The organism is Frankia sp. BMG5.23, from assembly GCF_000685765.2.
Lineage (GTDB): Bacteria > Actinomycetota > Actinomycetes > Frankiales > Frankiaceae > Frankia > Frankia casuarinae.
Window position 1 is genome coordinate 150,837 of sequence record NZ_JDWE01000001.1, and the last position, 26,441, is coordinate 177,277.

Annotated in this window: 23 protein-coding genes and 1 riboswitch; of the genes, 17 read left to right on the forward strand and 6 right to left on the reverse strand. The window is 71.5% G+C overall.

Annotated elements, in window-relative coordinates; genetic code table 11:
- The first annotated feature begins 34 nt into the window (after window positions 1-34).
- Window positions 35-1,957 (forward strand): glutamine--fructose-6-phosphate transaminase (isomerizing), encoded by a 1,923-nt coding sequence (gene glmS / locus BMG523DRAFT_RS00780; RefSeq protein WP_043590091.1) that lies wholly within the window; start codon window positions 35-37, stop codon window positions 1,955-1,957.
- A gap of 198 nt (window positions 1,958-2,155) precedes the next feature.
- Here the strand turns inward: glmS and BMG523DRAFT_RS00785 are convergent, their stop codons facing one another.
- Complete coding sequence (locus BMG523DRAFT_RS00785) at window positions 2,156-2,716, reverse strand: SWIM zinc finger domain-containing protein (protein WP_011435071.1); 561 nt, start codon at window positions 2,714-2,716, stop codon at window positions 2,156-2,158.
- 142 nt (window positions 2,717-2,858) lie between these two features.
- On the opposite strand from BMG523DRAFT_RS00785, the gene BMG523DRAFT_RS00790 reads away from it, so the two are divergent.
- The 4 genes from BMG523DRAFT_RS00790 (at window position 2,859) to alr (ending at window position 7,132) form a co-directional block, all read left to right on the forward strand.
- Window positions 2,859-3,752, forward strand: coding sequence for a PadR family transcriptional regulator (locus BMG523DRAFT_RS00790; RefSeq protein ID WP_368671081.1), 894 nt, complete (start codon window positions 2,859-2,861; stop codon window positions 3,750-3,752).
- 178 nt (window positions 3,753-3,930) lie between these two features.
- The gene (locus tag BMG523DRAFT_RS00795; protein ID WP_011435073.1) at window positions 3,931-4,287 is read left to right on the forward strand and encodes a holo-ACP synthase; all 357 of its coding nucleotides are present in this window, start codon (window positions 3,931-3,933) and stop codon (window positions 4,285-4,287) included.
- Between the two features lie 81 nt (window positions 4,288-4,368).
- On the forward strand, window positions 4,369-5,973 hold the full coding sequence (locus BMG523DRAFT_RS00800) for an NAD(P)H-hydrate dehydratase (protein ID WP_011435074.1): 1,605 nt from the start codon (window positions 4,369-4,371) through the stop codon (window positions 5,971-5,973).
- 4 nt (window positions 5,974-5,977) lie between these two features.
- The gene (alr, locus tag BMG523DRAFT_RS00805; protein WP_011435075.1) at window positions 5,978-7,132 is read left to right on the forward strand and encodes an alanine racemase; all 1,155 of its coding nucleotides are present in this window, start codon (window positions 5,978-5,980) and stop codon (window positions 7,130-7,132) included.
- Window positions 7,133-7,193: 61 nt separating this feature from the next.
- Here alr and BMG523DRAFT_RS00810 read toward each other — a convergent pair whose 3' ends face one another.
- Entirely contained in the window at window positions 7,194-7,517 is a 324-nt protein-coding gene (locus tag BMG523DRAFT_RS00810) for a hypothetical protein (protein WP_011435076.1), read from the reverse strand.
- Between the two features lie 278 nt (window positions 7,518-7,795).
- A riboswitch (ZMP/ZTP riboswitch) is annotated at window positions 7,796-7,882 on the forward strand.
- A gap of 27 nt (window positions 7,883-7,909) precedes the next feature.
- On the opposite strand from BMG523DRAFT_RS00810, the gene glyA reads away from it, so the two are divergent.
- From glyA to rimI, 5 genes are all read left to right on the forward strand, one after another.
- Complete coding sequence (glyA, locus tag BMG523DRAFT_RS00815; RefSeq protein ID WP_011435077.1) at window positions 7,910-9,172, forward strand: serine hydroxymethyltransferase; 1,263 nt, start codon at window positions 7,910-7,912, stop codon at window positions 9,170-9,172.
- A 160-nt stretch (window positions 9,173-9,332) separates the two neighbouring features.
- Complete coding sequence (locus BMG523DRAFT_RS00820) at window positions 9,333-10,604, forward strand: alpha/beta fold hydrolase (RefSeq protein WP_011435078.1); 1,272 nt, start codon at window positions 9,333-9,335, stop codon at window positions 10,602-10,604.
- A complete protein-coding gene (gene tsaE / locus BMG523DRAFT_RS00825) occupies window positions 10,601-11,074 on the forward strand; it encodes a tRNA (adenosine(37)-N6)-threonylcarbamoyltransferase complex ATPase subunit type 1 TsaE (RefSeq protein ID WP_011435079.1) in 474 nt (157 codons plus the stop codon). Before BMG523DRAFT_RS00820 ends, tsaE begins: the two co-directional genes overlap by 4 nt.
- A 103-nt stretch (window positions 11,075-11,177) precedes the next feature.
- Entirely contained in the window at window positions 11,178-11,951 is a 774-nt protein-coding gene (tsaB, locus tag BMG523DRAFT_RS00830) for a tRNA (adenosine(37)-N6)-threonylcarbamoyltransferase complex dimerization subunit type 1 TsaB (protein WP_035729597.1), read from the forward strand.
- Window positions 11,952-12,007: 56 nt separating this feature from the next.
- Window positions 12,008-12,535 (forward strand): ribosomal protein S18-alanine N-acetyltransferase, encoded by a 528-nt coding sequence (gene rimI, locus BMG523DRAFT_RS00835; protein ID WP_023839783.1) that lies wholly within the window; start codon window positions 12,008-12,010, stop codon window positions 12,533-12,535.
- Window positions 12,536-12,652: 117 nt separating this feature from the next.
- Here the strand turns inward: rimI and BMG523DRAFT_RS00840 are convergent, their stop codons facing one another.
- Window positions 12,653-13,288 carry an FMN-dependent NADH-azoreductase gene (locus BMG523DRAFT_RS00840; RefSeq protein WP_011435082.1) on the reverse strand — a complete coding sequence of 212 codons (636 nt, stop codon included), beginning with the start codon at window positions 13,286-13,288 and terminating at the stop codon, window positions 12,653-12,655.
- Window positions 13,289-13,439: 151 nt separating this feature from the next.
- Here BMG523DRAFT_RS00840 and BMG523DRAFT_RS00845 point away from each other — a divergent pair, with 151 nt between their 5' ends.
- Window positions 13,440-14,039: a MarR family winged helix-turn-helix transcriptional regulator gene (locus tag BMG523DRAFT_RS00845; RefSeq protein ID WP_035940864.1), complete on the forward strand. Its 600-nt coding sequence runs from the start codon at window positions 13,440-13,442 to the stop codon at window positions 14,037-14,039.
- A gap of 110 nt (window positions 14,040-14,149) precedes the next feature.
- Here the strand turns inward: BMG523DRAFT_RS00845 and BMG523DRAFT_RS00850 are convergent, their stop codons facing one another.
- Window positions 14,150-14,425 (reverse strand): hypothetical protein, encoded by a 276-nt coding sequence (locus tag BMG523DRAFT_RS00850; protein ID WP_011435084.1) that lies wholly within the window; start codon window positions 14,423-14,425, stop codon window positions 14,150-14,152.
- Window positions 14,426-14,732: 307 nt separating this feature from the next.
- On the opposite strand from BMG523DRAFT_RS00850, the gene groES reads away from it, so the two are divergent.
- Together groES and groL are read left to right on the forward strand one after the other, a co-directional pair.
- Complete coding sequence (gene groES / locus BMG523DRAFT_RS00855) at window positions 14,733-15,041, forward strand: co-chaperone GroES (RefSeq protein ID WP_035729604.1); 309 nt, start codon at window positions 14,733-14,735, stop codon at window positions 15,039-15,041.
- A gap of 124 nt (window positions 15,042-15,165) precedes the next feature.
- Entirely contained in the window at window positions 15,166-16,806 is a 1,641-nt protein-coding gene (gene groL / locus BMG523DRAFT_RS00860) for a chaperonin GroEL (protein ID WP_011435086.1), read from the forward strand.
- A gap of 216 nt (window positions 16,807-17,022) precedes the next feature.
- Here the strand turns inward: groL and BMG523DRAFT_RS00865 are convergent, their stop codons facing one another.
- Both BMG523DRAFT_RS00865 and BMG523DRAFT_RS00870 read right to left on the reverse strand, forming a co-directional pair.
- The gene (locus BMG523DRAFT_RS00865) at window positions 17,023-17,355 is read right to left on the reverse strand and encodes a WhiB family transcriptional regulator (RefSeq protein WP_011435087.1); all 333 of its coding nucleotides are present in this window, start codon (window positions 17,353-17,355) and stop codon (window positions 17,023-17,025) included.
- Between the two features lie 442 nt (window positions 17,356-17,797).
- A complete protein-coding gene (locus BMG523DRAFT_RS00870; protein ID WP_023839779.1) occupies window positions 17,798-18,214 on the reverse strand; it encodes a DUF5319 domain-containing protein in 417 nt (138 codons plus the stop codon).
- A gap of 508 nt (window positions 18,215-18,722) precedes the next feature.
- Here BMG523DRAFT_RS00870 and guaB point away from each other — a divergent pair.
- The 4 genes from guaB to BMG523DRAFT_RS25100 all read left to right on the forward strand — a co-directional run bounded on the left by guaB (window position 18,723) and on the right by BMG523DRAFT_RS25100 (window position 26,323).
- Complete coding sequence (gene guaB / locus BMG523DRAFT_RS00875) at window positions 18,723-20,210, forward strand: IMP dehydrogenase (RefSeq protein ID WP_200875358.1); 1,488 nt, start codon at window positions 18,723-18,725, stop codon at window positions 20,208-20,210.
- A gap of 212 nt (window positions 20,211-20,422) precedes the next feature.
- Window positions 20,423-21,553, forward strand: coding sequence for a GuaB3 family IMP dehydrogenase-related protein (locus tag BMG523DRAFT_RS00880; RefSeq protein ID WP_011435090.1), 1,131 nt, complete (start codon window positions 20,423-20,425; stop codon window positions 21,551-21,553).
- A 193-nt stretch (window positions 21,554-21,746) separates the two neighbouring features.
- Window positions 21,747-22,982: a hypothetical protein gene (locus BMG523DRAFT_RS00885; protein WP_043590093.1), complete on the forward strand. Its 1,236-nt coding sequence runs from the start codon at window positions 21,747-21,749 to the stop codon at window positions 22,980-22,982.
- A gap of 1,688 nt (window positions 22,983-24,670) precedes the next feature.
- Window positions 24,671-26,323: a hypothetical protein gene (locus BMG523DRAFT_RS25100; protein WP_157858555.1), complete on the forward strand. Its 1,653-nt coding sequence runs from the start codon at window positions 24,671-24,673 to the stop codon at window positions 26,321-26,323.
- The last annotated feature ends 118 nt before the right edge of the window (window positions 26,324-26,441 follow it).

Below are 26,441 nucleotides of genomic sequence, written 5' to 3' on the forward strand. Positions count from 1 at the left end.
TCTCACCCCCGGGAACCTGCGTACGCTGAGCCGCATGTGCGGGATCATCGGTTACGTCGGCGACCAGGCGGCCCTGGATGTCGCGTTGAACGGTCTGCGGCGGTTGGAGTACCGCGGTTACGACTCGTCGGGTGTCGCCGTGGTCGGCGCCGGGGCACTGCGGACGGCGCGTCGTGCCGGCAAGCTGTCCAACCTCGAGAAGCTGCTCGCCGAGAATCCGGATTCCAGGCCGATGCCCGGCACCACAGGCATGGGGCATACCCGGTGGGCCACGCATGGTGGACCAACCGACGCGAATGCCCATCCGCACACCGACTGCACCGGCGCCATCGCCGTCATCCACAACGGGATCATCGAGAACTTCGCCGCGTTGCGGGTCGAGCTGGAGACGGTCGGCCACGAGCTCGCCAGTGAGACCGACACGGAGGTCGTCGCCCATCTCCTCGAAGTCGAGCTTGCCGGCACCGGCACCGGCACCGGCACCGGCACCGGTGCTGGTGCTGGTGCCGACCGCGGGTACGACGGGGGCGCGCATCCGCTGACCGTCGCGCTGCGACGGGTCTGCCGGCGGCTGGAAGGCGCGTTCACCCTGGTCGTGCTGCACCGCGACTTCCCGGAGGTGGTTGTCGGGGCCCGGCGTAACAGCCCGCTGGTCGTGGGGCTCGGTCAGGGGGAGACCTTCCTCGCCAGCGACGTCTCGGCCTTCATCGCCCACACCCGGGAGGCGCTGGAGATCGGGCAGGATCAGGTGGTCGAGGCCCGCCGGGACGGTGCGACGGTGACCGACTTCGGCGGCCAGATCATCGAGGGTCGGCGCTACCACGTCGACTGGGATGCCAGCGCCGCCGAGAAGGGCGGCTACCCGTACTTCATGCTCAAGGAGATCAGCGAGCAGCCGACCGCCCTGGCAGACACGCTGCGCGGTCGGCTTTCCGCCGACGGTGCGATCGTGCTCGACGAGGAGCGGCTGTCTGGCCAGGATTTCCGGGACGTGGACAAGGTCTTCATCGTCGCCTGCGGCACCGCCTACCACGCCGGCCTCATCGCGAAGTACGCAATCGAGCACTGGACCAGGCTGCCCTGCGAGGTCGAGATGGCTTCGGAGTTTCGCTACCGCGACCCGGTGCTCGACCGGTCCACCCTCGTCATCGCGATCAGCCAGAGCGGCGAGACGCTGGACACGCTGATGGCGGTCAAACACGCGCGCGAGCAGAAGGCGCGGGTGCTGGCCATCTGCAACACCAACGGTTCTACGATCCCTCGGGAGTCCGATGCGGTGCTGTACACCCGCTGCGGCCCGGAGGTGGGGGTCGCGTCCACCAAGACCTTCCTCGGGCAGGTCGCCGCGTGCCTTCTCGTCGGCCTGTTCTTGGCCCAGGTGCGCGGCGTGCTCTACGGCGACGAGGTCGCCGCGTACGTCGAGCGGCTCCAGCGCATGCCCGAGCTGATCGAACGGACGCTGGGAACGGTCGAGCCGGTGCGGGAGCTCGCCCGCGCCCTGGCCGACGCGAAGGCGGTGCTATTCCTCGGTCGTCATGTGGGGTACCCGGTGGCCCTGGAAGGGGCCCTCAAGCTCAAGGAACTCGCCTACATGCACGCCGAGGGGTTCCCGGCGGGGGAGCTCAAGCACGGGCCGATCGCGCTCATCGAGCCCGGCCTGCCGGTGTTCGTCGTTGTGCCGTCCCCGCGGGGTCGTGCCAACCTGCACGGAAAGATCGTTTCCAACATCCAGGAGGTCCGGGCGCGTGGCGCCCGCACGATCGTGATCGCGGAAGAGAGCGACACCGCCGTCGAACCGTTCGCCGATCATCTCATCCGCGTGCCCGCGACCGCGTCGCTGTTCGCGCCCCTGGTCACGACGCTACCGCTGCAGGTCTTCGCGTGCGAGCTGGCGCTTGCGCGCGGCCTCGATGTCGATCAGCCGCGTAACCTGGCGAAGTCGGTGACAGTCGAGTAAGCCCTTCCCCACACGGCGCCTTCCCCACACGGCGCCTTCGGCGCAGTGTGGGGGCCCCTGGCATCGGGCGCCGTTCGGGGTTTCTGTCAGCTCGCCTTCGGCGAGCTTCCTGGGGTAGTCGACGGCGCCTTCGGCGCAGTGTGGGGCCCCTGGCATCGGGCTGCGGGGGCTCGGGCCTGCGGGTCAGGGGCCTGCCGGTCAGGTGGACGGCGTCGCTCCGTGCTGACGGCCGTGCCAGGCGACCGTCGCCTCCCACAGCGCATCGGCGACGGCGTCGTTGTCGTCGGCGGCGTCGAGCAGGGTCTCGACAAGTTCGGCGCGAGGGGCGCGGCTGAGGAAGACGCGCATCGCGGCGTGGACCGGGTCGTCGGTGAAGAGGGTCTCCTCGCCGAGGATCGTGCCGTCCTCCCCCTCGTCGTCCTCGGCGAGCCCCGCCGAGCCGGTGGCCACGAGGGCGACCGCGACCGCGTGCCGGCAGAACGAGCCGGTGGATCCCTCGGTGCAGGTACAGCCCGTCCGTGGCCCGTCGTCGGCCGCCTCCAGGCGGACCTCGTACGAACCGTCGTCGTCCACCGTGCCGGATGCGTTGGTGGGGCGGATACGGAGTTGTTCGACTCGACCGAGAAGAGCCAGATTCACCCCTTCCATGAAGACGTCGGTGCCGGCGTGCTGTGCGCAGGCGCGTTCCTCGAAGGCTGCCTCGAGCGGGGTGACGGCGTCTCCGCCGTGCCCGTTCTCCCCGGACCCCGAAATGATCACTGCTCAATCCTACGGAATTCGCGCGGTTCGGGGATGCCTAGCCGAGTAGGTCTTGTCATCGATTGCATCGCGATATATCGTGAGCCTACGTGATGGAGCGTGAGCGGATTGCTCCGGTCGCGCCGATTCGAAGGGAATGATCATGGTTTCACAGGTGATGCCGGGCCCATGGGGCCACTGGGGATGCGAGGCCGGGTTCGGCCCGTCCCGGCTGCGGGACTTCTTCGAGGCGATGAGCGCTTGGGGGCAGTGTGGTGGCCGGTCGGAGGCGGTGGCCGGCGAGCAGGACCACCCCGAGAGCGGTCGGGCCGGTCGCGTCGGCCGTGGCGGCCACGGTGGGCATCGTGAGCACGGTGGGCATCGTGAGCACGGTGGGCACGCGGGAGGCGGGCCGAGAGGCCGCCGGGGCGGACCGGGCTGGCCGTTCGGCGGCTTTCCCGGTCCGGGGTTCGGTCCGGGCTTCGGCGGCCCCGGCTTCGGTGGCCCCGGCAGCTTCGGCGGCCGTGGGCCGAAGGTGGGGCGGGGCGACGTCCGGGAGGCGCTGCTCGCGCTGCTGGCCGAGGAGCCCATGCACGGCTACCAGATGATCCGCGAGCTTGCGGAGCGCAGCGGTGGCATCTGGCGGCCGAGCCCGGGGTCGGTCTACCCGGTCCTGTCACTGCTGGCCGACGAGGGTCTCGTGCGCGCGGAGGAGGCGGAGGGCAAGCGAGTCTTCCATCTCACCGACGCCGGGCGGGCGCACGTCGAGGCACGCGCAGGGGAGCGCAAGCCGTGGGAGACTGCTGCGGCGGCGGTCGATGACGATCTCACCAGTTTGCGAACGCTGGCGTTCGCCGTCGGTGCGGCCATCGTCCAGGTGGCCCAGGCCGGAGACGAAGCGCAGATCGCCGCGGCGCGGTCCCTGCTCGCCGAGACCCGCCGTGGTCTCTACCGGATCCTCGCCGGGGACGACGTCGAGCCCCCGATGAGACCGGAGGGTGCCGCCACGGGCACCGGCGCGGACAAGGGCCGCACCGCTCCCGATGGCGACAGCTAAGGACGACGGCAACGGCGGATCGGCCCCAGGGCGGGCTGCGACGCACTGATCGACGAAGCGTTGATCAGCGGGGCGCGGGCGCCCTCGGCGAGATGGGCGTGAACCGGCTGGCGGGGACCTCACCGGCCACCCCGGTGCCGACGGCGGCGCAACACCGCGTTTGTGGGAACCTTTCCGGGTGGCGGTGGTGGGCGTCGGAGTGGACGTGGTGGATGTCGACCGGTTCGCCGCGACGCTGGCGCGCACGCCGGGCATCGCGATGAGGCTGTTCACCGCGACCGAACGCGGCCTCGCCCGGCCTGAGCGGTTGGCTGCCCGGTTTGCGGCGAAGGAGGCGGTCGCCAAGGTTCTCGGCGCACCCCCCGGTCTCGAGTGGCACGACACCGAGGTTGTTCTCGGTACCGGGGGGCGACCGTCGTTACGGATCATCGGCACGGTGGCCGCCGCGGCGGCCCGGCTCGGCATCGCGTCCTGGCACCTCTCGCTCACCCACGACGGCGGCGTGGCCGTGGCGATGGTCGTCGCCGAGACCTGAGCACGGTCGGGTCCGGTGGGTCCGGTGGGTCCGTGCCGGCCTGTCGGGCGCCCGCGGATCGGAGCGGGGCAGCATGTCGGCATGCGCAATGCCCATACGGTCGAACAGGTTCGAGGTGCCGAGGCGCCGCTGCTCGCCTCGCTGCCCCCCGGCGCTCTGATGCAGCGGGCGGTGCACGGGCTCGTCGCGCACGCCGCACGACGCCTCGGGCGGGTCTACGGTGCCCGCGTCGTCGTGCTCGCCGGCGGTGGCGACAACGGTGGTGACGCCCTCTGGGCCGGAGCGCGGCTGGCCGCCCGAGGGGCGCGGATTGATGCGGTGGCACCCGGCCGCACCCACCCGGAAGGCACCGCAGCCCTGCTTGCGGCCGGTGGCCGACTGCACCATCCGGGTCCGGTGGTGGGCGCGGGCGGTCCGGCGGGTGCGGGGCAGCCGATCGACGATGAGCGGCTGCGTATCCTGTTCGCCGCCGCCGATCTGGTGCTGGACGGGTTGCTCGGCATCGGGGGCCGGGGCGGGCTGCGCGAGCCGTACGCCCGGCTCGCCGTTCTGGCACCCCCCGAACGGACGGTGGCGGTCGACGTCCCCAGCGGGGTGGACGCGGACACCGGGGCCGTCGCGGGGCCGGCGGTCCGGGCGAGCAGTACCGTCACCTTCGGTACCCGCAAACGCGGCCTGTGGCTCATGCCCGGTGCCGCCCACACCGGCCCCGTCGAGCTGGTCGACATCGGACTGGACCTGCCTGAACCCGACCTGTGCGCTCTCGACGACGCCGACGTCGCCGCGGCATTGCCCGTTCCCAGCCCGACGGCGTCCAAGTACAGTCGCGGGGTCCTCGGCCTCGTCGCCGGCAGCGACGCCTATCCGGGCGCCGCGGTGCTCGCGGTCGGCGGCGCGCTGCGTGGTGGCGCCGGGTACCTGCGGGTAGTGACCGCGGGGCACGCCGAGAAGGTCGCGGGCGAGGCCGTCGGCGCGGTCGTGAGCAGGGCCGGCGATTTCGTGCGGATGGCGCATCCCGAGGCCGTCGTGACCGTCATCGAGGCCGGTGACGCCGACACGATGCTGGCCGCCGGCCGGGTCCAGGCCTGGGCGATCGGCCCAGGCCTGGCGCCGGGACCCGCGGTCCGTACCCTGCTGACGGCGTTGCTGGCGACGGACCTTCCGGTCCTGGTCGACGCGGGGGGCCTCGACCCGCTTGCCGAGATCATCGCGGCGCGGCCCGCCGTCGCCGAGCGGGCGGCGCCGGTGCTGATCACACCGCATGAGGGCGAGTTCCAGCGGTTCGTCTCGGTCGCCCTTGGCCGGGACGCGCAGGCCACCGTCGCCGAACTCGCCGACGATCGGCTCGCTGTTCTCCGGCGGGCCGCGGCGGCGACGGGAGCGGTGATCCTGCTCAAGGGCGCCCGCACACTCGTCGTGCGGCCGGATGGATCGGCGCTGGTCAACACGACCGGATCGGCATGGCTGGGGACCGCCGGGACCGGTGACGTGCTGACCGGCCTGATCGGCTCGCTGCTCGCCGCCGGGCTCGCCCCCGCGACGGCCGGGGCGGTCGGCGCCTATCTGCACGGCCGGGCCGCCGAGCGGGCCCCGGCGCCGCTGGCAGCGAATGATCTGCCCGCCCTCCTGCCCCAGGTCATCGGCGACCTGCTTGACCGGCGACGGATGCCACGCGGAGTAGCGTGACGGCGTGACCGAACAGCGAGCCGGTTCTCCGGCCGGGAATGATCTTCGTTCCTGTGCCGTCATCGATCTCGACGCGGTCCGCACGTCGGTGACCGCCCTCGTCGCCCGGGCAGGCGACGCCGCCACCATGGCGGTCGTCAAGGCTGACGGCTACGGCCACGGCATGATCCCGTGCGCACGGGCGGCCCTGGAGGGCGGGGCCACCTGGCTCGGCACGGCGTTCCTTGAGGAGGCGCTCGCCCTGCGCGCGGCCGGGTTCACCGTCCCGGTGCTGTCCTGGCTCGCGGCGCCCGGTGAATCGTTCGCCGCCGCCATCGCCGCGGATGTCGACCTGTCCGCGTCCGCGGGCTGGGCGCTCGAGGAGGCCGCCGCCGCGGCCCGGCGGACCGGCCGTACCGCCCGGGTGCACCTCAAGGCGGACACGGGCCTCGGCCGGGCGGGAGCCACGGAGGCCGACTGGCCGGCGCTGTGCGACGCCGGGGCGGCACTCGAGGCCGAGGGCGTGATCGAGGTGATCGGTGTGTGGAGCCACTTCGCGTTCGCCGACGCCCCCGGGCATCCCACGGTGCAGGGTCAGATCGGGCGTTTCCGGGATGCGATCGACATCGCCACGAAGGCGGGGCTACACCCGTCCGTGCGGCATCTGGCGAACTCGGCGGCTACCCTGGTCAGCCCGGAGGCGCATTTCGACCTGGTTCGACCGGGAGTGTCCGTTTACGGACTGTCCCCGGGTCCGGAGATCGGGCCGCCGGCGGCCTTTGGCCTGCGCCCCGCGATGACGCTGACGACGCACGCCGCGTTGACCAAGCGGGTACCGGCGGGAACCGGCGTCTCCTACGCGCACCGGTACACGACAACACGCGAGACGACGCTCGCCGTGGTGCCGCTGGGCTACGCCGACGGCATCCCCAGGTCCGCGACGAACACCGCGGAGGTGCTGTTCGGCGGGCGGCGCCGACGCATCGCCGGCACGGTCTGCATGGATCAGTTCGTCCTCGACGTGGGTGACGACCAGGTGGCGGCCGGCGACGAGGTGCTGCTCTTCGGCCCCGGCGACCGCGGCGAACCGACCGCGGACGACTGGGCCGCGGCGCTGGGCACCATCAACTATGAGATCGTCAGCCGGGTCGGGGCTCGGGTCCCCCGCCGCTACGTCTGACGGCCCGCCGGGCGGCGCCGGACGAGTCGAAGATGCGGGATGCGGGATGCGGGATGCGGGCTCAGCCGCAGCCGCCGGGGCCGCAGGCACCGCCGGAACCGTGACCGCCGGTGGGCGACACGTGGCCGCCGAGCGAGCCGCGCTCCATCCGCCGACGCACGGGACGGGAGACGGCGGCCTCGCGCTCGGCCTCCTCGAGGCGGGAGCGGGTGGTCAGTGTCAGCATCACCGGCCCGGCCGGCACCGGAGCCGGAGCCGCGGCGCCGGGGCCCTCGGCCGGCTCGGTGTCGTCCGGCACCCCTAGTGCGGCGGCGCGCTCCGGGCCCGTCAGACGACGGCCTGCGCTCGCCGGGATGTCCTTGCTCCTGTGCCACCTCAGCCGCACGATCTCCGCCTCCGGTCCACACTCGCTGATCGATCTGATCCCACTGGATCCGTCCGCTCCCGGCTTCTCGATCCAGCCGATCCAGCCGATCCAGCCGGGGCGGCACTTCCACGGTAGTCGGCCCGCTCCCACCCGGTCCGGTGGACGTCGGTGCTGTGGCCTGCGCCCGGCTTGTCGTCTTCACGACATTTGTCGTCTTCGCGACGCCCGGTGCCGTCGCGACGCGTCGCACCGGCGTGGATCCGGTGCTGTGGGGCGGGGCTCATCCCCTAGACTCGGCCCGGAGTCGTGACTGGCGCATCGAGGTGGAACTGACCACCGGGGAGCGATCGAGCGGAACGGTGCCGCGCGCCTGGGCACCCCCGGCCGGATCAGACCTGCCGGAGGTCAAGGTGCATCAACCACCGATTCCCCACCTCGCCGTCGCCGATCCCGAACTCGCCGGTCTCGTCGAGGCCGAAGCCACGCGCCAGTTCTCGTCGATCAGGCTGATCGCGTCGGAGAACTACGTCTCTACCGCGGTGCTGGAGGCGTCCGGCTCCGTGCTGACCAACAAGTACTCCGAGGGCTACGTCGGTCGGCGTTACTACGAGGGCCAGCAGGTCATCGATCCGATCGAGACGCTTGCGGTCGACCGTGCCAAGGCGCTGTTCGGGGTCGAGCACGCCAACGTCCAGCCGTACTCGGGTTCCCCGGCGAACCTCGCCGTCTATCTGGCCTTCGCCGAGCCGGGGGACACCGTGATGGGCCTGTCGCTGCCGATGGGCGGCCATCTGACCCACGGCTGGAGCGTCTCCGCGACCGGCACGTGGTTCCGCAGTGTCCGGTACGGCGTGCGCGCCGACACCGGCCGCATCGACCTGGACGAGGTGCGCGACCTCGCTCTGGCCGAGCGTCCCAGGATTATTTTCTGCGGCGGTACGGCGATCCCTCGGACGATCGACTTCCCGGGGTTCGCCGCGATCGCGCGGGAGGTCGGGGCGGTGCTCGTCGCGGACATCGCGCACATCGCCGGGCTGATCGCGGGTGGGGCACACCCCTCGCCGGTGGGGCACGCCCCGGTGATCTCCACCACCACGCACAAGACGTTGCGCGGCCCGCGTGGGGCGATGCTCCTCTCCGACGCCGAGCACGCCACCGCGATCGACAAGGCGGTGTTCCCGGGCCTGCAGGGCGGGCCGCACAACCACACCACCGCGGCGATCGCCGTCGCACTGCGCGAGGCGGCGGCACCCGCGTTCCGCGACTACGCGCACGCGGTCGTGGCGAACGCCCGCGCGCTGGCCGAGGCCCTGGTGGAGCGGGGCTTCGACCTGGTCACCGGCGGTACCGACAACCATCTGATCCTGATCGACCTGACCAGCAGGGACATCGGTGGCAAGCCCGCGGCCCGGGCGCTCGACCAGGCCGGGATCGAGCTGAACTACAACGCGGTGCCCTTCGACCAGCGCAGGCCCTTCGACCCGTCCGGTATCCGGCTGGGAACCGCCGCCATCACCACCCGCGGTCTGGGGGTCGGTCACATGCCGGTGCTCGCCGGCTGGATCGACGATGTCGTCAAGGCCGCCGTGGTCGGCGACACCGCGACCATCACCCGGGTCCGGGAGCAGGTCACCGAGCTGACCGCAGCCTTCCCGATGCCGGGCTTCGCCTGAGCACGGGATCCGCGCACAGGACCGGTGATCTTCCCCGGCCGCGCATCCGACGTCCCCAGGTCCCGGCCGACGCCCCCCACGTCCCGGCCGGGGGGCCCGTCGGCCGGCGTGGCCGGGTGCATCATCGGTGCAGAAGAGGCACCGAGGAGAGGTGGCGCCGATGGCGAAGACCGTGGGTGCGATCGCGGGTTCCCGCACGGCTCGGGCCACGGGATCGCTCGGGGTGGTTGGTGCCGCCGCCGTCGCGGCGGGCCTGGTCGCCGAGCGGCGGATGATCCGCCGTCGGCGTGAGACGGCCGATCTCGCGTCCGACGCGCGGATGGGGCCGATCGGGGGCTGGGTCACCACCGTGATCGCGGGGGACGGTGTTCCGCTGTATATCGAGGAGACCGGCCCGTCGGACGCCCCGGTGACGCTGGTGTTCGTCCACGGGTTCTGCGTCACGGCCGATTCCTGGATCCTGCAGCAGCGGGCGCTGACAGACCTCGGCCGGATGGTCTTCTACGATCAGCGGGCGCATGGGCGTTCCGGGCCGTCCGAGGTCAAGAACTGCACTATCGACGCACTCGCCGACGACCTCTTCCGGGTGATCACCGAGCGGGTCCCCCGGGGGCCGATTATCCTGGTGGGCCATTCGATGGGCGGCATGACGGTGCTGGGCCTGGCCGACACCCACCCGGAACTGTTCGATGACCGCATCGTCGGGGTGGCCCTGCTCGCCACCAGCGCCGGTGAGCTGGCCCGGCTGACCTTCGGGCTGCCGGCGTCGGTGACCGGGGTGGTCCGCCGCGTTCTGCCGGGTTTCGCGGTTGGTATGCGGCACGCGCCGAGCCTGCTCGAACGTGCCCGGCGGCGGGGCAGCGACCTGTCGTGGGAGCTGACGCGGCGCATCGGGTTCGGATCGACCGAACTGCCGCCGTCGGTGGTCTCCTTCCTGGAGACCATGGTCGCGGACACCCCGATCCCGGTCATCGCGGCGTTCCTGCCCACCCTGCTCGACCACGATCGGCTCGCGGCGGCCGAGCGACTGGCGGAGATCCCGACCGTGCTCATCGTCGGGGACGTTGACCTGATGACCCCGCTCGCCCACAGCCGTACCCTGGCGGAGGCGTTGCCCCGGGCGGAGCTCATCGTCGAGGAGGGCGCCGGGCACGCCATCATGCTGGAACGCCCGGACGTGGTGAACGCCGCAATCCGGGAGATTGCGCGGCAGGCGACGGCGCCACGCGCCATGCCGCGCCCGCGGTCGGGGTCGGCACAGACAGGCCGGTCGGCGCCGGCACAGACAGGTCGGTCGGCGCCGGCACAGACAGGTCGGTCGGGACGGACCGGTCGGTCGGGGTCGGGACGGACCGGTCGGTCGGCGCGGTCCGAGACATTCTCCGTCTCCCCACGCGGGCCCCGGAGCGAGGCGACGACGGAAGGCGCATGAACACGGTCGAGGTGTCCACGGCGGAGCGCATGCGGGAGTTCGGGGCCTGGTTGGCTACCCTGCTGCGGCCCGGGGACCTGCTCGTGCTCTCCGGCCCGCTCGGCGCGGGCAAGACGGTTCTGGCCCAGGGGATCGCGGCCGGGCTGGGCGTGCGGGAAACGGTCACCTCGCCGACGTTCGTGCTTGCCCGGATCTACCCGGACGGGCGGATTCCCCTCGTGCACGTGGACGCCTACCGGCTCGGTGGGGTCGTCGAGGTCGACGATCTCGACCTCGACGCCGACGTCGACACCTCGGTCACCGTGGTCGAGTGGGGTGCCGGTCTCGCGGAACGTCTCACGCAGGATCATCTGGAGATCGTGATCTCCCGGCCACGTGCCGACGAGGTCGGGGAGACTCGGATAGTCCGCCTCGTCCCGTCCGGGGCCAGCTGGATCGAACGGCTGCGCGCACGTGCGCCGGTGAGTTGAGACTCCCCGCATCGACCCGCCGCGCGCGGCGTGACATCGGTGGCATCGTGGTGGTGGGGTGGGTGCCCGCCGTGGTCGGCGAGGCGATCCGTAGTCTGGACGAGTGCTGGTGATGGCTCTTGACACATCCACGGCAGCGTGCTCGGTTGCGCTCGCCGAGCTGACGTCGTCCGACCCCGCGCGGCCGGTGAGTGGGACGGGTGGTGAGCGCGCCGCGCCCGGGGTGCACGTGTGGCCGCGAGCGGTCATGGTCACCGTCGACGCCCGCCGCCACGGGGAGCTGCTGGCGCCGTCGATGCGCGCGGTGCTCGCCGAGGGGGGTGCCCGCCCTACCGATCTCGACGCCGTGGTCGTGGGCGCCGGTCCCGGGCCGTTCACCAGTTTGCGGGTCGGGATGGTGACCGCCGCCGCCTTCGCCGACGCACTAGGCGTGCCGGTGCACGGGGTGTGCTCGCTGGATGCCATCGGTGCCGCCACCGGCGGCTCCGTCGCCGTCGTGACGGATGCCCGTCGGCGCGAGGTCTTCTGGGCCTGTTACCGCGACGGGGTGCGGGTCGGCGATCCGGCCGTTGGCCGTCCGGCCGACGTCGTCCGGTTCCTGCGCGGCCTCGGTGTCGACCGCGTCGTCGGCCCGGGAACGGTGCTCTACCCGGAGATCTTCGCCGAACTCGCCGGTACCACGGCCGGTGCCACCGCCGGGGAGGTGCCCGCGCCCGGCGCAGGTCAGCCGGACGACGGCTATCCCCGGCCAGAGCTGCTCGTCGGTCTCGCCGGGGCCGACGTGCTGGCCGGGCGTGCTCCCCAGCCCCTCGTCCCGCTCTACCTGCGGCGGCCGGACGCGGCCGAACCGCACACACCGAAGCCGGTCACGGTTTGACGCAGCCGCGACCACACCCCGCCGGTCCGGATGGGCCGGATCTGCTCCTGGCTCCGATGCGCTGGTGGCACGTGGCGATGGTCGCCGAGCTGGAGCAGACGGTATTCGACATCGATCCGTGGACGGCCGAGCTGTTCTGGTCCGAACTCGCGCAGGGCGAGCAGCGGCGGTACCTGACGGCGCTGTGGCGTCCACAGGGCGTCCCGACGCACGACACGTCCGCGATCGTCGGTTATGCGGGGCTGGCGCTCGCCGAGGACGGCGCCTACATCCAGACGATCGGCGTCGTGCCCCGGATGCGCGGGCGGGGGGTGGGCGCCCGTCTGATGATCGCCTTGCTGCGCGACGCCCGGCGGGCCGGTGCCCGCAACTGTGGGCTGGAGGTCCGCACCGACAACCAGGCGGCCCGTGCTCTCTACAGCCGGCTTGGCTTTGTCGACATTGGGCTGCGCCGCGGTTACTACCAGCCTTCCGGTGGAGATGCCTACGTGATGCGGGTCCGGAAGATCGACACCGTTGGTTACGCGGAGCTGCTCGACCGCGTCGAGGCGACGTTGCTCATCACCTCTCGGGTCGAGCCCTGACACCCGTCTGACCCCACCGTCACCAGGCGGTACAGCCCGGCCAGCCGTCCTCTCCTCGTATCCCGCCGGCGTCCCGGCCTGTCTACGGCCGGGCGCGCGACGGGTGGGGCGGACGGCTCAGACGGAGGCGCGTAGCCGAGCCGCGGCCGCCGCCTCCGCCTTGGAGCGCTGGAACAGGTCGATGAACTCGGCCAGCGCCGGATTCACCGGGGCGAGCGTCATCTCGACGCGGATGAACTCGATGTCCGTGGCGCCGAGTGCCGCCAGGATGTGTGCCACGTAGGGCTGCTGGTGATCCCAGCCCTCCTTGGGTGTGCCTGGCCCGTAGGACCCGCCCTGGGCGGTGACCACCGTCACCTTCTTGCCGGTGAGGGCGCTGTCGTCCGGAGCCTGCCGCACCGTGCGTCCCATGACGATGATCTGGTCGATCCACGCCTTGAACGTCGACGGCACCGCGTAGTTGTACATCGGTACCGACAGCAGGTACTCGTCTGCCGCCTCCACCTCGGCGATCAGCTCCTCTCCTTTCTTGACCGCCTCGGCTTGCTCCGCCGAGAGCTGCTCGGGCGGGGTGAACCTCGCCGACACGGTCGCCCAGTCCAGGTGCGGAGGAGGGGTGACAGACAGATCACGATAGGTGATGATCCCGTCTGGGTGCGCCTCGCGCCAGGCCTCGGCGAAGATGGTGGCGATCGATCGGGACGTCGAGCTCTCGGTGGCGAGGCTCGAGTCGACGTGCAGCAGGTGCGGCATCGGGGGAACCCTCCATCATTATTCGATCATCAATATGATCGATCTTCTTTGACGGGAAGATCGGATTCATGGAACATCTTAACAGTAGATTGTCTACTTAAGCACTTATATCGCGGTAGATTATTCCTCTGTGGGCCTGTACCTTGTGAGGGTGAGCGACGCGGCGGTGGCCGCCGGGCTTCCCCCGGGGCTGGAGAGCCTCCCCGACGGCCCGGGGAAGGACCTCGGCTGGCTATTGGGGCAGGTGCGGTACGGCTATGCGGCCGCTTCGGCCGCCGCCGTCGGCCGGGTGCCCGGCGGGCTGCGTGGGCTGCACGTTCTCGGTGCCGCGGTCGAGGGTGAGGCGCGCAACCAGATCGAGGTGGCCCGTCGGTTCGGCATCGACCGGACGGTGATGGTCCGCCTGGTCGATGATCTGGAGCGGGCCGGCCTGGTTGAGCGGCACCCCGATCCCGCGGACCGGCGGGCCCGGATCATCACCGCGACGGAGCACGGGGTCCAGTTGTACCGGGCCAGCCAGGAGGATCGGCTTCTCGTCGATCAGCACGTGCTCTCCCCGCTGACTGCGGCGGAACGGGCGACCTTCATCGATCTGTTGCGGCGTGTCGCTGCCCACATGCTTGCCGTGGACCCCACGCACGGAGCGGCCGCCTGCGACGCCGCCAGGCGGGAGATCGACGCGCGGGACATTGGGATGGCGTGCGCACCGGACGGGACGTGCCCCGGTCAGTCGGCCCCGTCCGACGGGTAGTCCTGTTCCGCTTGGCGGTCCCTTTCCGATGGGTGGTTCGGCCTCCGGGTGATCCGGCCCTGGCCGGGTGCCGGACACGGCCCGGACGCGGCAGTGCCGGACGCGGCCGATCAGTGCGGCGGGTGTACCTGCTCGAACTGCCAGGTATGCGGATCGCCGTTCGCCAGCTCGGCCGGTGGCTTCGGCAGCGGACAGCGGGTGTCCCCGGTGGTCTGTACGGACATGCCCGCATCGGGCGGCGTCCGTAGCATGATGACGACGAGATCCTCGCCCCGTTGGCTGCTGACGTAGACCTCGCCGTCCCGCCCCGCGAGCGCATCGATCGCCCAGTCCCGCAGGCCGCTCGCCCGGCCGGGCGCCGCCTTGGCCTCCCACATCCAGATCATGTCCTCATGGTGCCCCCCATGTCCCCGGGTGCTCATGTGCTCATGTGCTCATGGGGCCTCGTGGCGCCGGGCGCCGACCGGCGGGAACGGGCCGTCGCGAAGGAGAGCCGGGCCTTGGCCAGGCCGGCTCGGGACGACCCGAATTCCCGCCGTCTTGACAGATCCGACCGTCTTGGTTGACGTCTGCGGCGCGGGTGCTAAGTTGGCACTCGGCACGTGAGAGTGCCAGCGACAACAGGCGCCTGTTCACCCGCGACGGCAGGCCGCCAGGGTCGCTCTCTCATCCAGCGCAGGAAGGGGGAGGTCGATCGTGACGACCGCCACCAAGGTTGCTATCAAGCCGCTCGAGGACCGCATCGTCGTGCAGCCCTCCGACGCGGAGCAGACCACCGCGTCCGGGATCGTGATTCCGGACACGGCGAAGGAGAAGCCCCAGGAGGGCATCGTTCTCGCGGTCGGCCCGGGTCGGTTCGAGGACGGCAAGCGCGTCCCGCTCGACGTCAAGGTCGGCGACGTGGTGCTTTACAGCAAGTACGGCGGCACCGAGGTCAAGTACTCGGGCGAGGAGTACCTCGTGCTCTCCGCTCGCGACGTCCTCGCGATCATCGAGAAGTAGGTCGCTCGCCGGTAGCACCAAGGGGCGCGTCCCGCTGGCGGCCGCCCGGTTTCCGCCGGGCTCGCCGGCGGGGCGCGCTCCTGCTGTTTTTCACCGGTATTCGGTGTCGGGAGGACAACCAGGTATGCCGAAGATTCTGACGTTCAACGAGGACGCCCGCCGCGCGCTCGAGCACGGGGTGAACGCCCTGGCCAACGCGGTCAAGGTGACGATCGGCCCGCGTGGTCGCAATGTCGTCATCGACAAGCACTACGGCGCCGCGACGATCACCAATGACGGGGTGACGATCGCGCGCGAGATCGAGCTGGAGGACCCCTACGAGAACCTGGGCGCCCAGCTCGCGAAGGAAGTCGCCACCAAGACCAACGACGTGGCTGGCGACGGCACCACGACGGCGACCGTGCTAGCCCAGGAGATGGTGCGCTTCGGTCTCAAGCAGGTGACCGCGGGGGCCGCCCCACTGACGCTGAAGCTGGGCATCGAGGCCGCCGTCGAGGCCGTCTCCGCGGCACTGCTGAAGCAGGCCATCGAGGTCAACTCGAAGGAGACCATCGCCCAGGTCGCCGCCATCTCCGCTCAGGACCCGCAGGTCGGGGAACTGATCGCCGAGGCGATCGACAAGATCGGCAAGGACGGCGTCATCACGGTCGAGGAGAGCCAGACCCTCGGGCTGGACCTTGAACTGACCGAGGGCATGCAGTTCGACAAGGGCTACATCTCGCCGTACTTCGTCACGGACGCCGAGGCCCAGGAGGCCGTGCTCGAGGACGCCTACGTCCTGCTCTACCCGGGCAAGATCTCGGCGCTGAACGAGATCCTGCCCGTGCTGGAGCAGGTCGTCCAGGAGCGCAAGCCGCTACTGATCATCGCCGAGGAGGTCGAGGGCGAGGCCCTGTCCACCCTGGTGGTGAACTCGATCCGCAAGACCTTCCAGGTCGTCGCGGTCAAGGCTCCCGGGTTTGGGGACCGCCGCAAGGCACTGCTGCAGGATATCGCCGTGCTCACCGGCGGCCAGGTGGTGGCCTCGGAGGTCGGTCTTTCCCTCGACGCGGTGACGTTGGCCGACCTGGGCCGGGCCCGGCGGGTCGTGGTGGACAAGGACAACACCACCATCGTTGACGGGGTTGGCGAGGCCTCCTCGATCGCCGATCGGGTGCGTCAGCTCAAGCAGGAGATCGAGGTCAGCGACTCCGACTGGGACCGCGAGAAGCTGCAGGAGCGGTTGGCCAAGCTCGCCGGTGGGGTCGCGGTCATCCGCGTCGGCGCCGCCACCGAGGTGGAGCTCAAGGAGAGGAAGCACCGCCTCGAGGACGCCGTGTCGGCTACCCGCGCGGCCATCGAGGAGGGCATCATCGCCGGCGGCGGTTCCGCGCTCACCCACGTGGCGTCCGTGCTCGATGACGGGCTCGGTCGCACCGGGGACGAGCTCGCCGGGGTGCGGATCGTGCGCCGCGCGCTCGACGCCCCGCTGTCGTGGATCGCGCGCAACGCTGGTCTGGAGGGCGCGGTCATCGTCTCCAAGGTCAAGGAGCTCGAGCCGGGTCGTGGGTACAACGCGGCCACCGGCGAGTACACCGATCTGATCGCGGCCGGCGTCATCGACCCGGTCAAGGTCACCCGGTCGGCGGTGGCGAACGCCGCCTCGATCGCGGCTCTGCTCATCACCACCGAGGGCCTGGTCGTCGAGAAGCCGGCGGAGCCCGCTCCCCAGGACGGCCACGGCCACGGCCACGGGCACAGCCACCCGCAGGGCCCGGGTTTCTGACCGGATTGGCGTCGTGGGGCCCCGCCGGGTGCGGCCCGGCCCCCGGGCCCCGGTACGTCCGGAGCCCGGTCGGTCCCAGAGGATCGACCGGGCTCCGGCGCGTTGGGCCGTCGGCGCGTTGGGTCGCTGCCGGGTCACTCACCCGTCGTGGGTGATCCAGGAGACCAGGACCGGATATCCCGACCCGTCCGCCTATCGGCACCCGGCGGCCCTCCTTCAGCAGGCCGGTGCGAGTCCGGGGCGGGCCGGGGTGCGTCTCGCGGCCCCCCGCCGGGAGCGGCCGGTGAGGATCGCATCCCGTTCGGACTCGCTCAGCCCGCCCCATACGCCATAGGGCTCCCGGGCGGTCAGCGCGTACTCACCGCAGTCGCGGATGACCGGGCAGCGGGCGCAGACCGCCTTGGCCGCGGCCTCACGGGCGGCTCTGGCCGGCCCCCGTTCGCCCTCCGGGTGGAAGAAGAGCTCCGTGCTCTCACCACGGCACGCCCCGTGCAGCTGCCATTCCCACTTTTCCGCGCCGGGGCCTGGAAGTCGTCGGACGTCGGTCATCGGTCTGAGCCCCCTTTCGACCTGAGCGGCAAGCGCCGCCGCTTCACCGTAGTACTGGGCCACCCTTTGGATGATCTTGAAATTTCACCCGGGTGAGCCTGCGTCACGGGTCGTTCCGCCCGGCCGTTACACGGTCGGGAAGTCCCTGGATGTCCAGGGATCTCAGGCGGATCAGGGTCCGAGTCGGCCGCGGGACTCCCGGCCGGCGCCGTGTTCCGTCATGGCCGACCGACCGCGCCGGATCCGCAGGTCCGGCGGAACTTCTGTTGACGGTCGAACGCCTACCCCGGTGGTCGGCCGGTCACACGGCCTGAGCGGGAATTAGCGTGGCCACCGCCGGCCGCGCTCTGCCGGCGCGCGGCATCCACCCCGGCCGGGGTCATCCCCGGCACGCGGGATCTACCCGGCCGGGTGTCCGGCCAGGCGGCGACGCGGGGCCGCCTCAGCGCGAGTCCGCCTCCGAGGCGGCGGACGCCTCGTAGATCCCGTCGGCGAAGCCGCGAGCGTACTCCCAGCTGACGTAGCACGACGGGTTCGGCGCGAACGCCGGCTCGTGGACTCTCGTCCGCCCCTCGTTGAGAAGGTTGCGCAGGTTGCCGACCAGCAGGTCCCAGTCGAAGAAGTGGGGCTCGGCGCAGCCCTCGCAGTCGACGACAAGGCCGCGGTAGCCGCGCGGCTCGAGCAGCGTGCGGAAGACGTCGAGGTCCCCCAGCTCGGCGAGGACTTCCTCCCGCTCGTGCAAGGACAGCGGTTCGAGCAGGTCGAGGTCGTCAACGGAGTCGAGGCGCGCGAGCTCGGCAGCCGGATCCTCGGGGTCGCCCGCGAAGGGGTCGACAGGCTCGTCGCTCACGACGACCACGCTACGCTTGCCCGGACTGCTTAGTGGTCCCGATCCGGAGTCTCGGCACCGATGTGCGGCCCTCCGGACATGGTCCGTCGTGGTCGGTCCGCTGTTCTGCCGGGCGCGTGGGTCCGGATCAGGCACGTTGGACGGCGCTGTGGTATAGGAAGATGTCATCCATGGCGATGTCGGTCACGCTGGAACCGCCGATAGGTGCCGGTGACCTCTACGATGGAGTCCGTGCCGCCGCTCGGTGCCCGATTCTGGTAGCCCAGTTCTGGTAACCCGGTTCTGGTAGTAGGTAGACTTTTTCGCCGTTGCGCGCGGCCCGTCACTCCAGGACGGCGGGCGGGCTCGTGCCGCGGCGTCGGTCTGGGTCCGCGGCCTCGGTCAACGCGGAATGGAAGGTGCCATGAACGGTCCCCTCGCCACCGATTTCACGTTGCCGGCCGGGGTGGGCACCCACGTCGGCGCGCGTCCCGACCTGCTGGGGGCCGAGGCCGCCGCGGTACCGCCGAAGCTGGCGATGCTCGGGCTGACCTTCGACGACGTGCTGCTGCTTCCGGCCGCCTCCGATCTGGTACCGGCGGAGGCGGACACGACGACTCGCCTGTCGCGGAGCATCGATCTCGCCGTGCCGTTGGTGTCGTCGGCCATGGACACGGTGACCGAGGCCCGCATGGCCATCGCGATGGCGCGCCAGGGCGGGGTCGGGGTGCTGCACCGCAACCTCTCGATCGACGAACAGGCGCAGCAGGTCGACATGGTGAAGCGTTCCGAGTCCGGGATGATCACCGCGCCGGTGACCTGCGGACCCGGCGCCACCCTGGAGGACGCGAACGTCCTCATGGCGCGGTACCGGATCTCGGGTGTCCCGGTGACGGAATCCGACGGCAGGCTGGTCGGCATCGTGACGAACCGGGACATCCGCTTCGAGCGGGACTACTCGCGTCGAGTGCAGGACGTCATGACTCCGATGCCGCTGATCACCGCACCGGTGGGCGTCTCGCCGGAGGACGCGCTCGCCCTGCTCCGCCGCCACAAGGTCGAGAAGCTGCCGATCGTGGACGAGCGTGACCGGTTGCGCGGTCTGATCACCGTCAAGGACTTCACCAAGCGGGAGCAGTACCCGCATGCCACCAAGGACACCGACGGCCGGCTGATGGTCGGCGCCGCCGTCGGCGTGGGGGAGGATGCCTACAAGCGCGCCCAGGTCCTCGTCGCCGCCGGGGTCGACTTCCTCGTCGTGGACACCGCGCACGGGCATCATCGAGCCGTGCCCGACGTGGTGCGCCGGATCAAGACCGACATGCCGACCGGGGTGGACGGTCGGCCGCTCGACGTGATCGGTGGCAACGTGGCGACCGGAGCCGGCGCGGCGGCGCTGATCGCGGCCGGGGCGGACGCCATCAAGGTCGGGGTCGGGCCCGGCTCGATCTGTACCACCCGGGTGGTGAGCGGCGTCGGCGTCCCCCAGGTCACGGCCATCTACGAGGCATCGCGCATCGCCCGGGAGCACGGTGTGCCGGTGATCGGCGACGGCGGCCTGCAGTACTCGGGTGACATCGCGAAGGCCATCGCCGTCGGCGCCGACACGGTCATGCTGGGCAGCCTGCTGGCCGGTGTCGACGAGAGCCCGGGAGAGTTGATCTTCATCAACGGCAAGCAGTACAAGGCTTACCGGGGTATGGGCTCACTCGGCGCCATGCGTAGCCGCGGCGGCGCGCGGTCGTACTCGAAGGATCGGTACTTCCAGGACGATGTGCTCTCCGATGACAAGCTGGTTCCCGAGGGCGTCGAGGGCCAGGTGCCCTACCGGGGTCCGCTGGCGGCCGTGGCCCATCAGCTGGTCGGCGGTCTGCGGGCGGCGATGGGCTACACCGGCTCGCCCACCATCCGGCGGATGCAGGACGAGGCGCAGCTGATCCGTATTACCTCGGCGGGGCTGATCGAGAGCCACCCCCATGACATCCAGATGACCGTCGAGGCGCCAAACTACAACTCCGCGCGCTGACGCCATCGCGTCGCGCGACCGACCAGGCCGTCGCCGGGCCGTCCCCAGGCCGGTGACGGCCGTCGTGTCTCGGGCGCGGTCACCTCGGCAGGGTGGGACGAGCCGGTGGCCACCCGATCGGATGGTCACCGGGATGTTCGGTCAGTCGTGGAGCAGATACGTCAGTTTTCCGGTCGGCACGAGCCCGCCGGCCCAATCAGGAGGCGCCAGCAGTGGCAGAGGTCGAGATCGGCATCGGCAAGAGCGCGCGGATCGCGTATGGTCTCGACGCCGTCGGCATCATTCCGTCCCGTCGGACCCGTGACCCGGCGGACGTCTCGCTCGCCTGGGAGATCGACGCCTACCGGTTCGACCTGCCGCTCGTGGCCGCTCCGGCCGACGCGGTGACCTCACCCGCGTCGGTGATCGCGCTCGGCCGGCTCGGTGGTCTCGGTGTTCTGCACATCGAGGGGCTGTGGACCCGGTACGAGGAGCCGGAGAACCACATCGCCGAGCTCAGCAAGATCGGGGCCGCCCAGGGCCCGGACGCGGCGACCGAGCGGCTGCGCGCGTTGTACTCCGCGCCGGTCCAGCCGGGGCTGATCGCGCAGCGTCTCACCGAGCTTCGGGACGCGGGGGTGGTCGTGGCCGCGGCGCTGCGTCCGCAGAAGGTCAAGGCCCTGTGCCCGCACGTGCTGGCCGCCGGGATCGATCTGCTCGTCATCCACGGTACGGCGGTCTCGGCGGAGCATCAGTCCCGCCGCAGCGAGCCGCTCAACCTCAAACGGTTCATCGGCCAGCTGGACATCCCGGTGCTGGTCGGCGGGTGCGCGTCGTTCTCCACCGCACTGCACCTCATGCGCACCGGGGCGGCCGGTGTCATCGTGGGCGTCGGGTCCGGCTTCGGTGACCGCACCCGGGACGAGCTCGGGGTCGGCGTGCCGCTTGCCACCGCGATCGCGGATGCGGCCGGTGCGCGCATGCGTTATCTCGACGAGTCGGGCGGCCGCTACGTCCACGTCGTCGTGCATGGTGATCTTCGGACTGGCGGCGACGTCGCGAAGGCGGTGGCCTGCGGCGCGGACGCGGTCATGGTGGACGCGGCGCTCGCGGCCGCACGGGAGGCCCCGGGCCAGGGCGGGGCCTGGCCGATGGACGTGCTGCACTCCGACCTGCCGCGGGGACGCTGGTCGCCGGTGACCCCGACCGGGACGCTCGCGCAGATCGTGACCGGTCCGGGCACGGCGACCAGAACCGGTGTCCTCAACCTGGCCGGCGGTCTGCGCACGGCAATGGCGACGACGGGATACGCAACTTTGAAGGAGTTCCAGAAGGCGGAGATCATGGTGACCGCCGGTCCGTGACCGACGACGCACGTCATGCGTGGTCGTCGGGCGTCCCGCGAGGCGGTAGCCGTCGCGTGAGGTGTCGCTCGCTGATGCGCGAGCTCGACGGATGTGCCCATGGTGTGTCACCACCGGCGGTACCCGGTCGATCCGGCCTCTTACCCGACATGGCACCCTGGAAGCGGTCCGTCTCCGGCATGAAGGACGACAGATGCGCCTCGACGAGCACGGCCGTTGGGTCAGCGACGACGGTGCCTACGTCTGGGACGAGGCTGCCCAGACCTGGCAGCCGTCATCGGCAGCGCCGCCGGCTGGTTCGTCGGCCTGGGCGCGATTCGGCAACCATCCCGGTGGGCCCGCCTTCGGTGCCGGTCCGGCCGGGGAGCCCGGGTCCGGTCGGGTCGGGTCCGAGGTAGGAGCGCAGGGCGGTTCGTTTGGTGGGCGGCCCGGTGCTGCCGGCTCGTCGCCCGGTGCCGGACCCGGTGCCGGACCCGGTGCCGTGGAAGCGGCTCCGGCACCGCCGAGTTGGGGCGGGGCGCTCACCGATCCACCCCGCACCATGGGCGGGGTGGTGGCCACGCCGTCAGAGCCGGACGCGCGGGGGCTGGCACCCTACGGCCCCACCGGCCAGCGCGGCCGGTGGGGGGAACCGGCCGCGGACGTCATTGCACCGCACGGGCCGTCGGAGCGGGGCGATCTGACCGGTCCGGCCCGCCGCGCGGGTGCGGCGGATCCCGTCGATCCGGTGGCTGCGTCCGCCGGGCCGGCCGCGGCGCAGACGACCTGGGGCGACGGCGACTCGACCGGCGAGATCCGGCGTGTCGGGGGCTTGGCGGCGACGTACGCCCCGTCCGCCGGCGGTGCGGCGGACGGCACATCGCGGTGGGACGACGATCCGGACGACGAGCCGGGGCCGTACGCCGGGTCGTTCGACGAGCACGACAGTGGATGGGCACCGTCCGGGCCCATCTCCCGGCGTGAATCGACGGCTCGGCGTGAATCGACGGCTCGGCGCGGGGCGACGGCCCGGCGCGGGGCGACGGCCCGGCGCGACGAGGCCGGCGGGCTGCCGGCACGGGTCACCGCGTTCGTCCAGCACGTGCGCGACCGTCCGCCGTTGCTGATCGGCGCCGCCGTCGTTCTCGTCTGCCTCGGGCTCGGCGTCATCGGATTCCTCGCCCTCGGCGGCGGTGGATCGGACTCCGGGACCGCGGCCGGCCCGGCCGCGGCGGAGAAGGGCCGTTACTCCCCGGAGGTCCGTCAGGCATATCTCAGCTCGTGCCTCGACGTCAGCAACGGTAACGAAGGCTATTGCACCTGCACGCTGGAGAAGTTGGAAGCCGGCTACACCCAGGAGGAGTACCAGCGGTTCAGTGACAACGTCCAGTCCGAGTCGTCGCAGCGCATCGTGCGGGAGATCTATGCCGCCTGCCGTGACAAGCGATGACGATTACCAGTGTACAGTGGGCTGATAGAACTATTGTCAGATGCCTGGATGAGCTACGGGACGACGGACGAGAGTGCTATTGCTTTTTCGTCGGTGATGTGATAGGACGTCCTTCGCGCATCGGTGGGCGGTCATGGCGGTGCGATTCTCCGGGACACATCCCGAGACCGCCCCTGCCGGAGCGAGGCTGCTCCACGTGCATTCGTCCGGCTGGGCGGGGGACCCGGCGGCGTGACCAGATCACACATTTACCCGACGCACGTCCACACGATGACTGCCCGCATCGTGCTGACCAGGGGGGGCAGGAGATGCCGCCCTATGATCAAATACAGCGGTTCAGCGGCCATGATGCCTGAAGCTGGGATAACGTCGCCGACGCCCGGCGCCCGCACCCGGAGGCGGGTGATAGTTCTGTGACGACCTATGACACCGACCGCAACGGTGCCACGGGGCGCCCGGCTGCCCCCCGTCGTGACGACGATTTCTTCGCGGTGGAGCGGGTGGGCGAGCAGGCAGCCCGTCCTGTCTCCCGTGAGCCCGCGCCCACATCCTGGGATCCGAACCCCCGGTCCCGGCGTGAGCCGGCGCCGGGACCGCGACCAGCCATGCCGCCGGCAGGCGGCGGTGCGCGTCCCGCCGATCCCTTCGACGTGACCACCACCTGGGACGGTCCGGCGCCGGGACCCGCCGGTGGACGCCCGCCGGGCATCTCGGTGACCCCCCCCGCTCCCGCGGGCCCGTCCACCCCGGCGGTGTCATCCGCCGCTCCGGTGGCTTCTCCTGCTCCTCCTGTTCCCAGGGGTCCTCGGGTTTCCGCCGGTCCGCCGCCGGCTGCGTCCCGGCCGACGTCCTACCTCCCCTCGGCCTCCCCGCCACCGTCCGCGGCGTCCAGGACGGCTACGACGCCGTCCGACCCGCAGGTGGGCGGACCCGGTCAGGAGACCTACCCGGTCCCAACCGGTCCGCCGTCGGGACCGGTGCACATGGGCCGTTCCCCACGGGCCGGCGGGGCGGCGGGAACCACCTCCGGGGCGAGACCGGGGGGTGGGGCTTCCGCGGACCCGTTCACCGGTGGGTTTCCGATCTCCGCCCGACCGGTTCCCGCGCTGCCGTCCCGGGCCGTTCCCACGTCGCCGGCGGACCTCAGGGGAGTTCCGGGCCAGTCGGGCACCCCGAGCCGGGTCACCGGCCCGGCCTTCCCGGTGGTGCCCGAGAGCTTTGGCGTGACCGCCGCCGCGCCGCCGTCTGATGCCGGGCCCCAAACCGCATACTCCTCGACGGATCCCTGGAACGGGCACAGCTCGCCCCGTGTTCAACTGCCCCGTGTTCAACTGCCCCGTGTTCAACTGCCCGGTGTGGGCACGCCCGCAGTGGGCCCGGGCGCCCCGAACCGGGAGGCCGGCGAGGTCCGTCCCGGTGGCGGCGGATCCGCTGGTCCGGGCGCGACCTCATCAACTCCGCCCCGCGGATTCGGGGGCGCGGAAGCCTATCTGCCGGGATCGGCGTCGAGTCGTCCCGGCAGGGACCCGGGTCCGGGAAAAAGGGGCCCGAACGGCGGTTCCGGGGTCAATGGCGGTTCCGGGGTCAATGGCGGTTCCGGGGTCAATGGCGGTTCCGGGGTCAATGGCGGTTCCGGGGTCAATGGCGGTTCCGGGGTCAACGGCGCCGGGGGCCTCAACGGCCTTCCCGTGGGTAAGGCCGCCGGCGGGAACGGCGCGTTCCCCGCCTCCGCCGACCTCACCGTCGGCCGGCAGGGCCCAGCCACCGGGGGCCTGCCCCCACACTTCCGCCAGGACCGTCTGCGCTCCCGCCAGGATCGTCCGCGGGACCCCCGCGACGGCGGAGCGGATCTTGCAGGCTGGCGGACTCCCCTGCCCGGCACCGGAGATGCCGTCCGTTCTCTCCCGCCCAACGGGCCCAACGGGATCGCCGGACTGGTCCCCGGCCGCCAGGACCCGCTCTCCGGACCGCTCCCGGTGGCCCGGCGACGATCGCCGGTGGAGGCTGCGACGGGGAGCGACTGGCGGGTGCCGGCGAATCGGGTGTCTGGACCGAGGGACTCGTTGGCCGGTCCGACCGACCGGCTGTCCGGCCAGAACGGGCCGTCCGCTCCGGCCCGCGGCCGGGCGCTCGCGGCCCCGGAGCGGCGGGCGGCTGCCGAGGTCGACGCCGATGCGTCGCGGGCCAGCGGCCGGCCCGGCGACCTGGCTGTACCTCGGGTCGAGGAGACGATGACGACCGCTCGTCCGCTGTACCGGCCAGACGCCTCCGCGTTGCCGGCCGGGACCGGTGCGCGTGGCCTGGTCGGAACTCCGTTGTCGCCGGTGGGGCGCCGACCCGAGTCTCCCTCGGAGAGGACGTCCCTGGTGCCCCGGCGGGGATCGGGAAAGGCCAGAGGTGCCGGCGCCGCGCCGGATGACGACAGCGGCTGGCAGCCCTCCCGGTCGGTGCGCAAACCGAGTGGTCGCAGTGTGCCTGCCGACCGCCGCCGCACCCCGAATCCGGTGACCGACACCAACAGTCTCCAACCGGTCTCGGCTCCCCAGCCCATCCGGTCATCAGGATCGACGCGATCGGGTGAGGGGGGTGCGGCGAGCGCCGGCGAGCGCCGGCGTGGCACCGCGGACCGGGCCGGTCGCGCGGGCGGAACCGGCGCCAGGAGCCGTGGACATGCTGGCCGGCATGAGGAGGGCGCCGGGGTCGGCGGCCATTCCGGGCCCGGGCGGCGGGCCTACGGACGTGATGCCCGCGCGGTGGGGCTGCGGGAACAGGGGGATGCCCGGGATGAGCCGGAGGGCGAGGACTTCTCCGGCGAGGATCGCCTCGCCTGGCTTCGTCAGGATTGGATCGGTCCTTTGGCCGTTGCGTTGGTCCTCGCGTTGCTCGCGGTCGGCGGCTATGCACTCCTGCGCGGCGATGGCGGCGGCAAGAGCGCGCCGTCGGTTTCGCCGGCTCCCCCCAGTGGCTCGCCGACGCCCACCACGACCAGCCCGGACGCGATCAATGGCAAGGCGATGATTGATGGCAGTTGGGAATGCCGGCTGGTTACCGGGACGAATCCCCTGAAGCTGTCCGACAATGTCGTCGGTGTGCTCGTGGTCGAACGGACCGCCGGTGCCTACAGCTGGGACGGCACCGCCGGTCAGTACACGATCACGCCGGTGGCCGGTAACGACGGCGGGAATGTGATCGGCAACGTGAAGTTCACCAGCGGGCCACTGAAGGATCTTTCGGGGGTGCACATCGCCAAGCCCGGGGCCGGAATCCGCGACAAGGCGCAGGGCACGCTGGAACTCACCGCGAGTGGCAGCGCACCGCACCGATACTGCGGGGTGAACTGAGGAGATCCATCCCCACGCTGACGGTAAGTGAAACACCGATATGTCGGATCTAAGGCGCCTCTGGTAGCCCGGGATCTGCCGAGTTCCGACCCCCGTTGTCGGATTCAGGATGGCATGG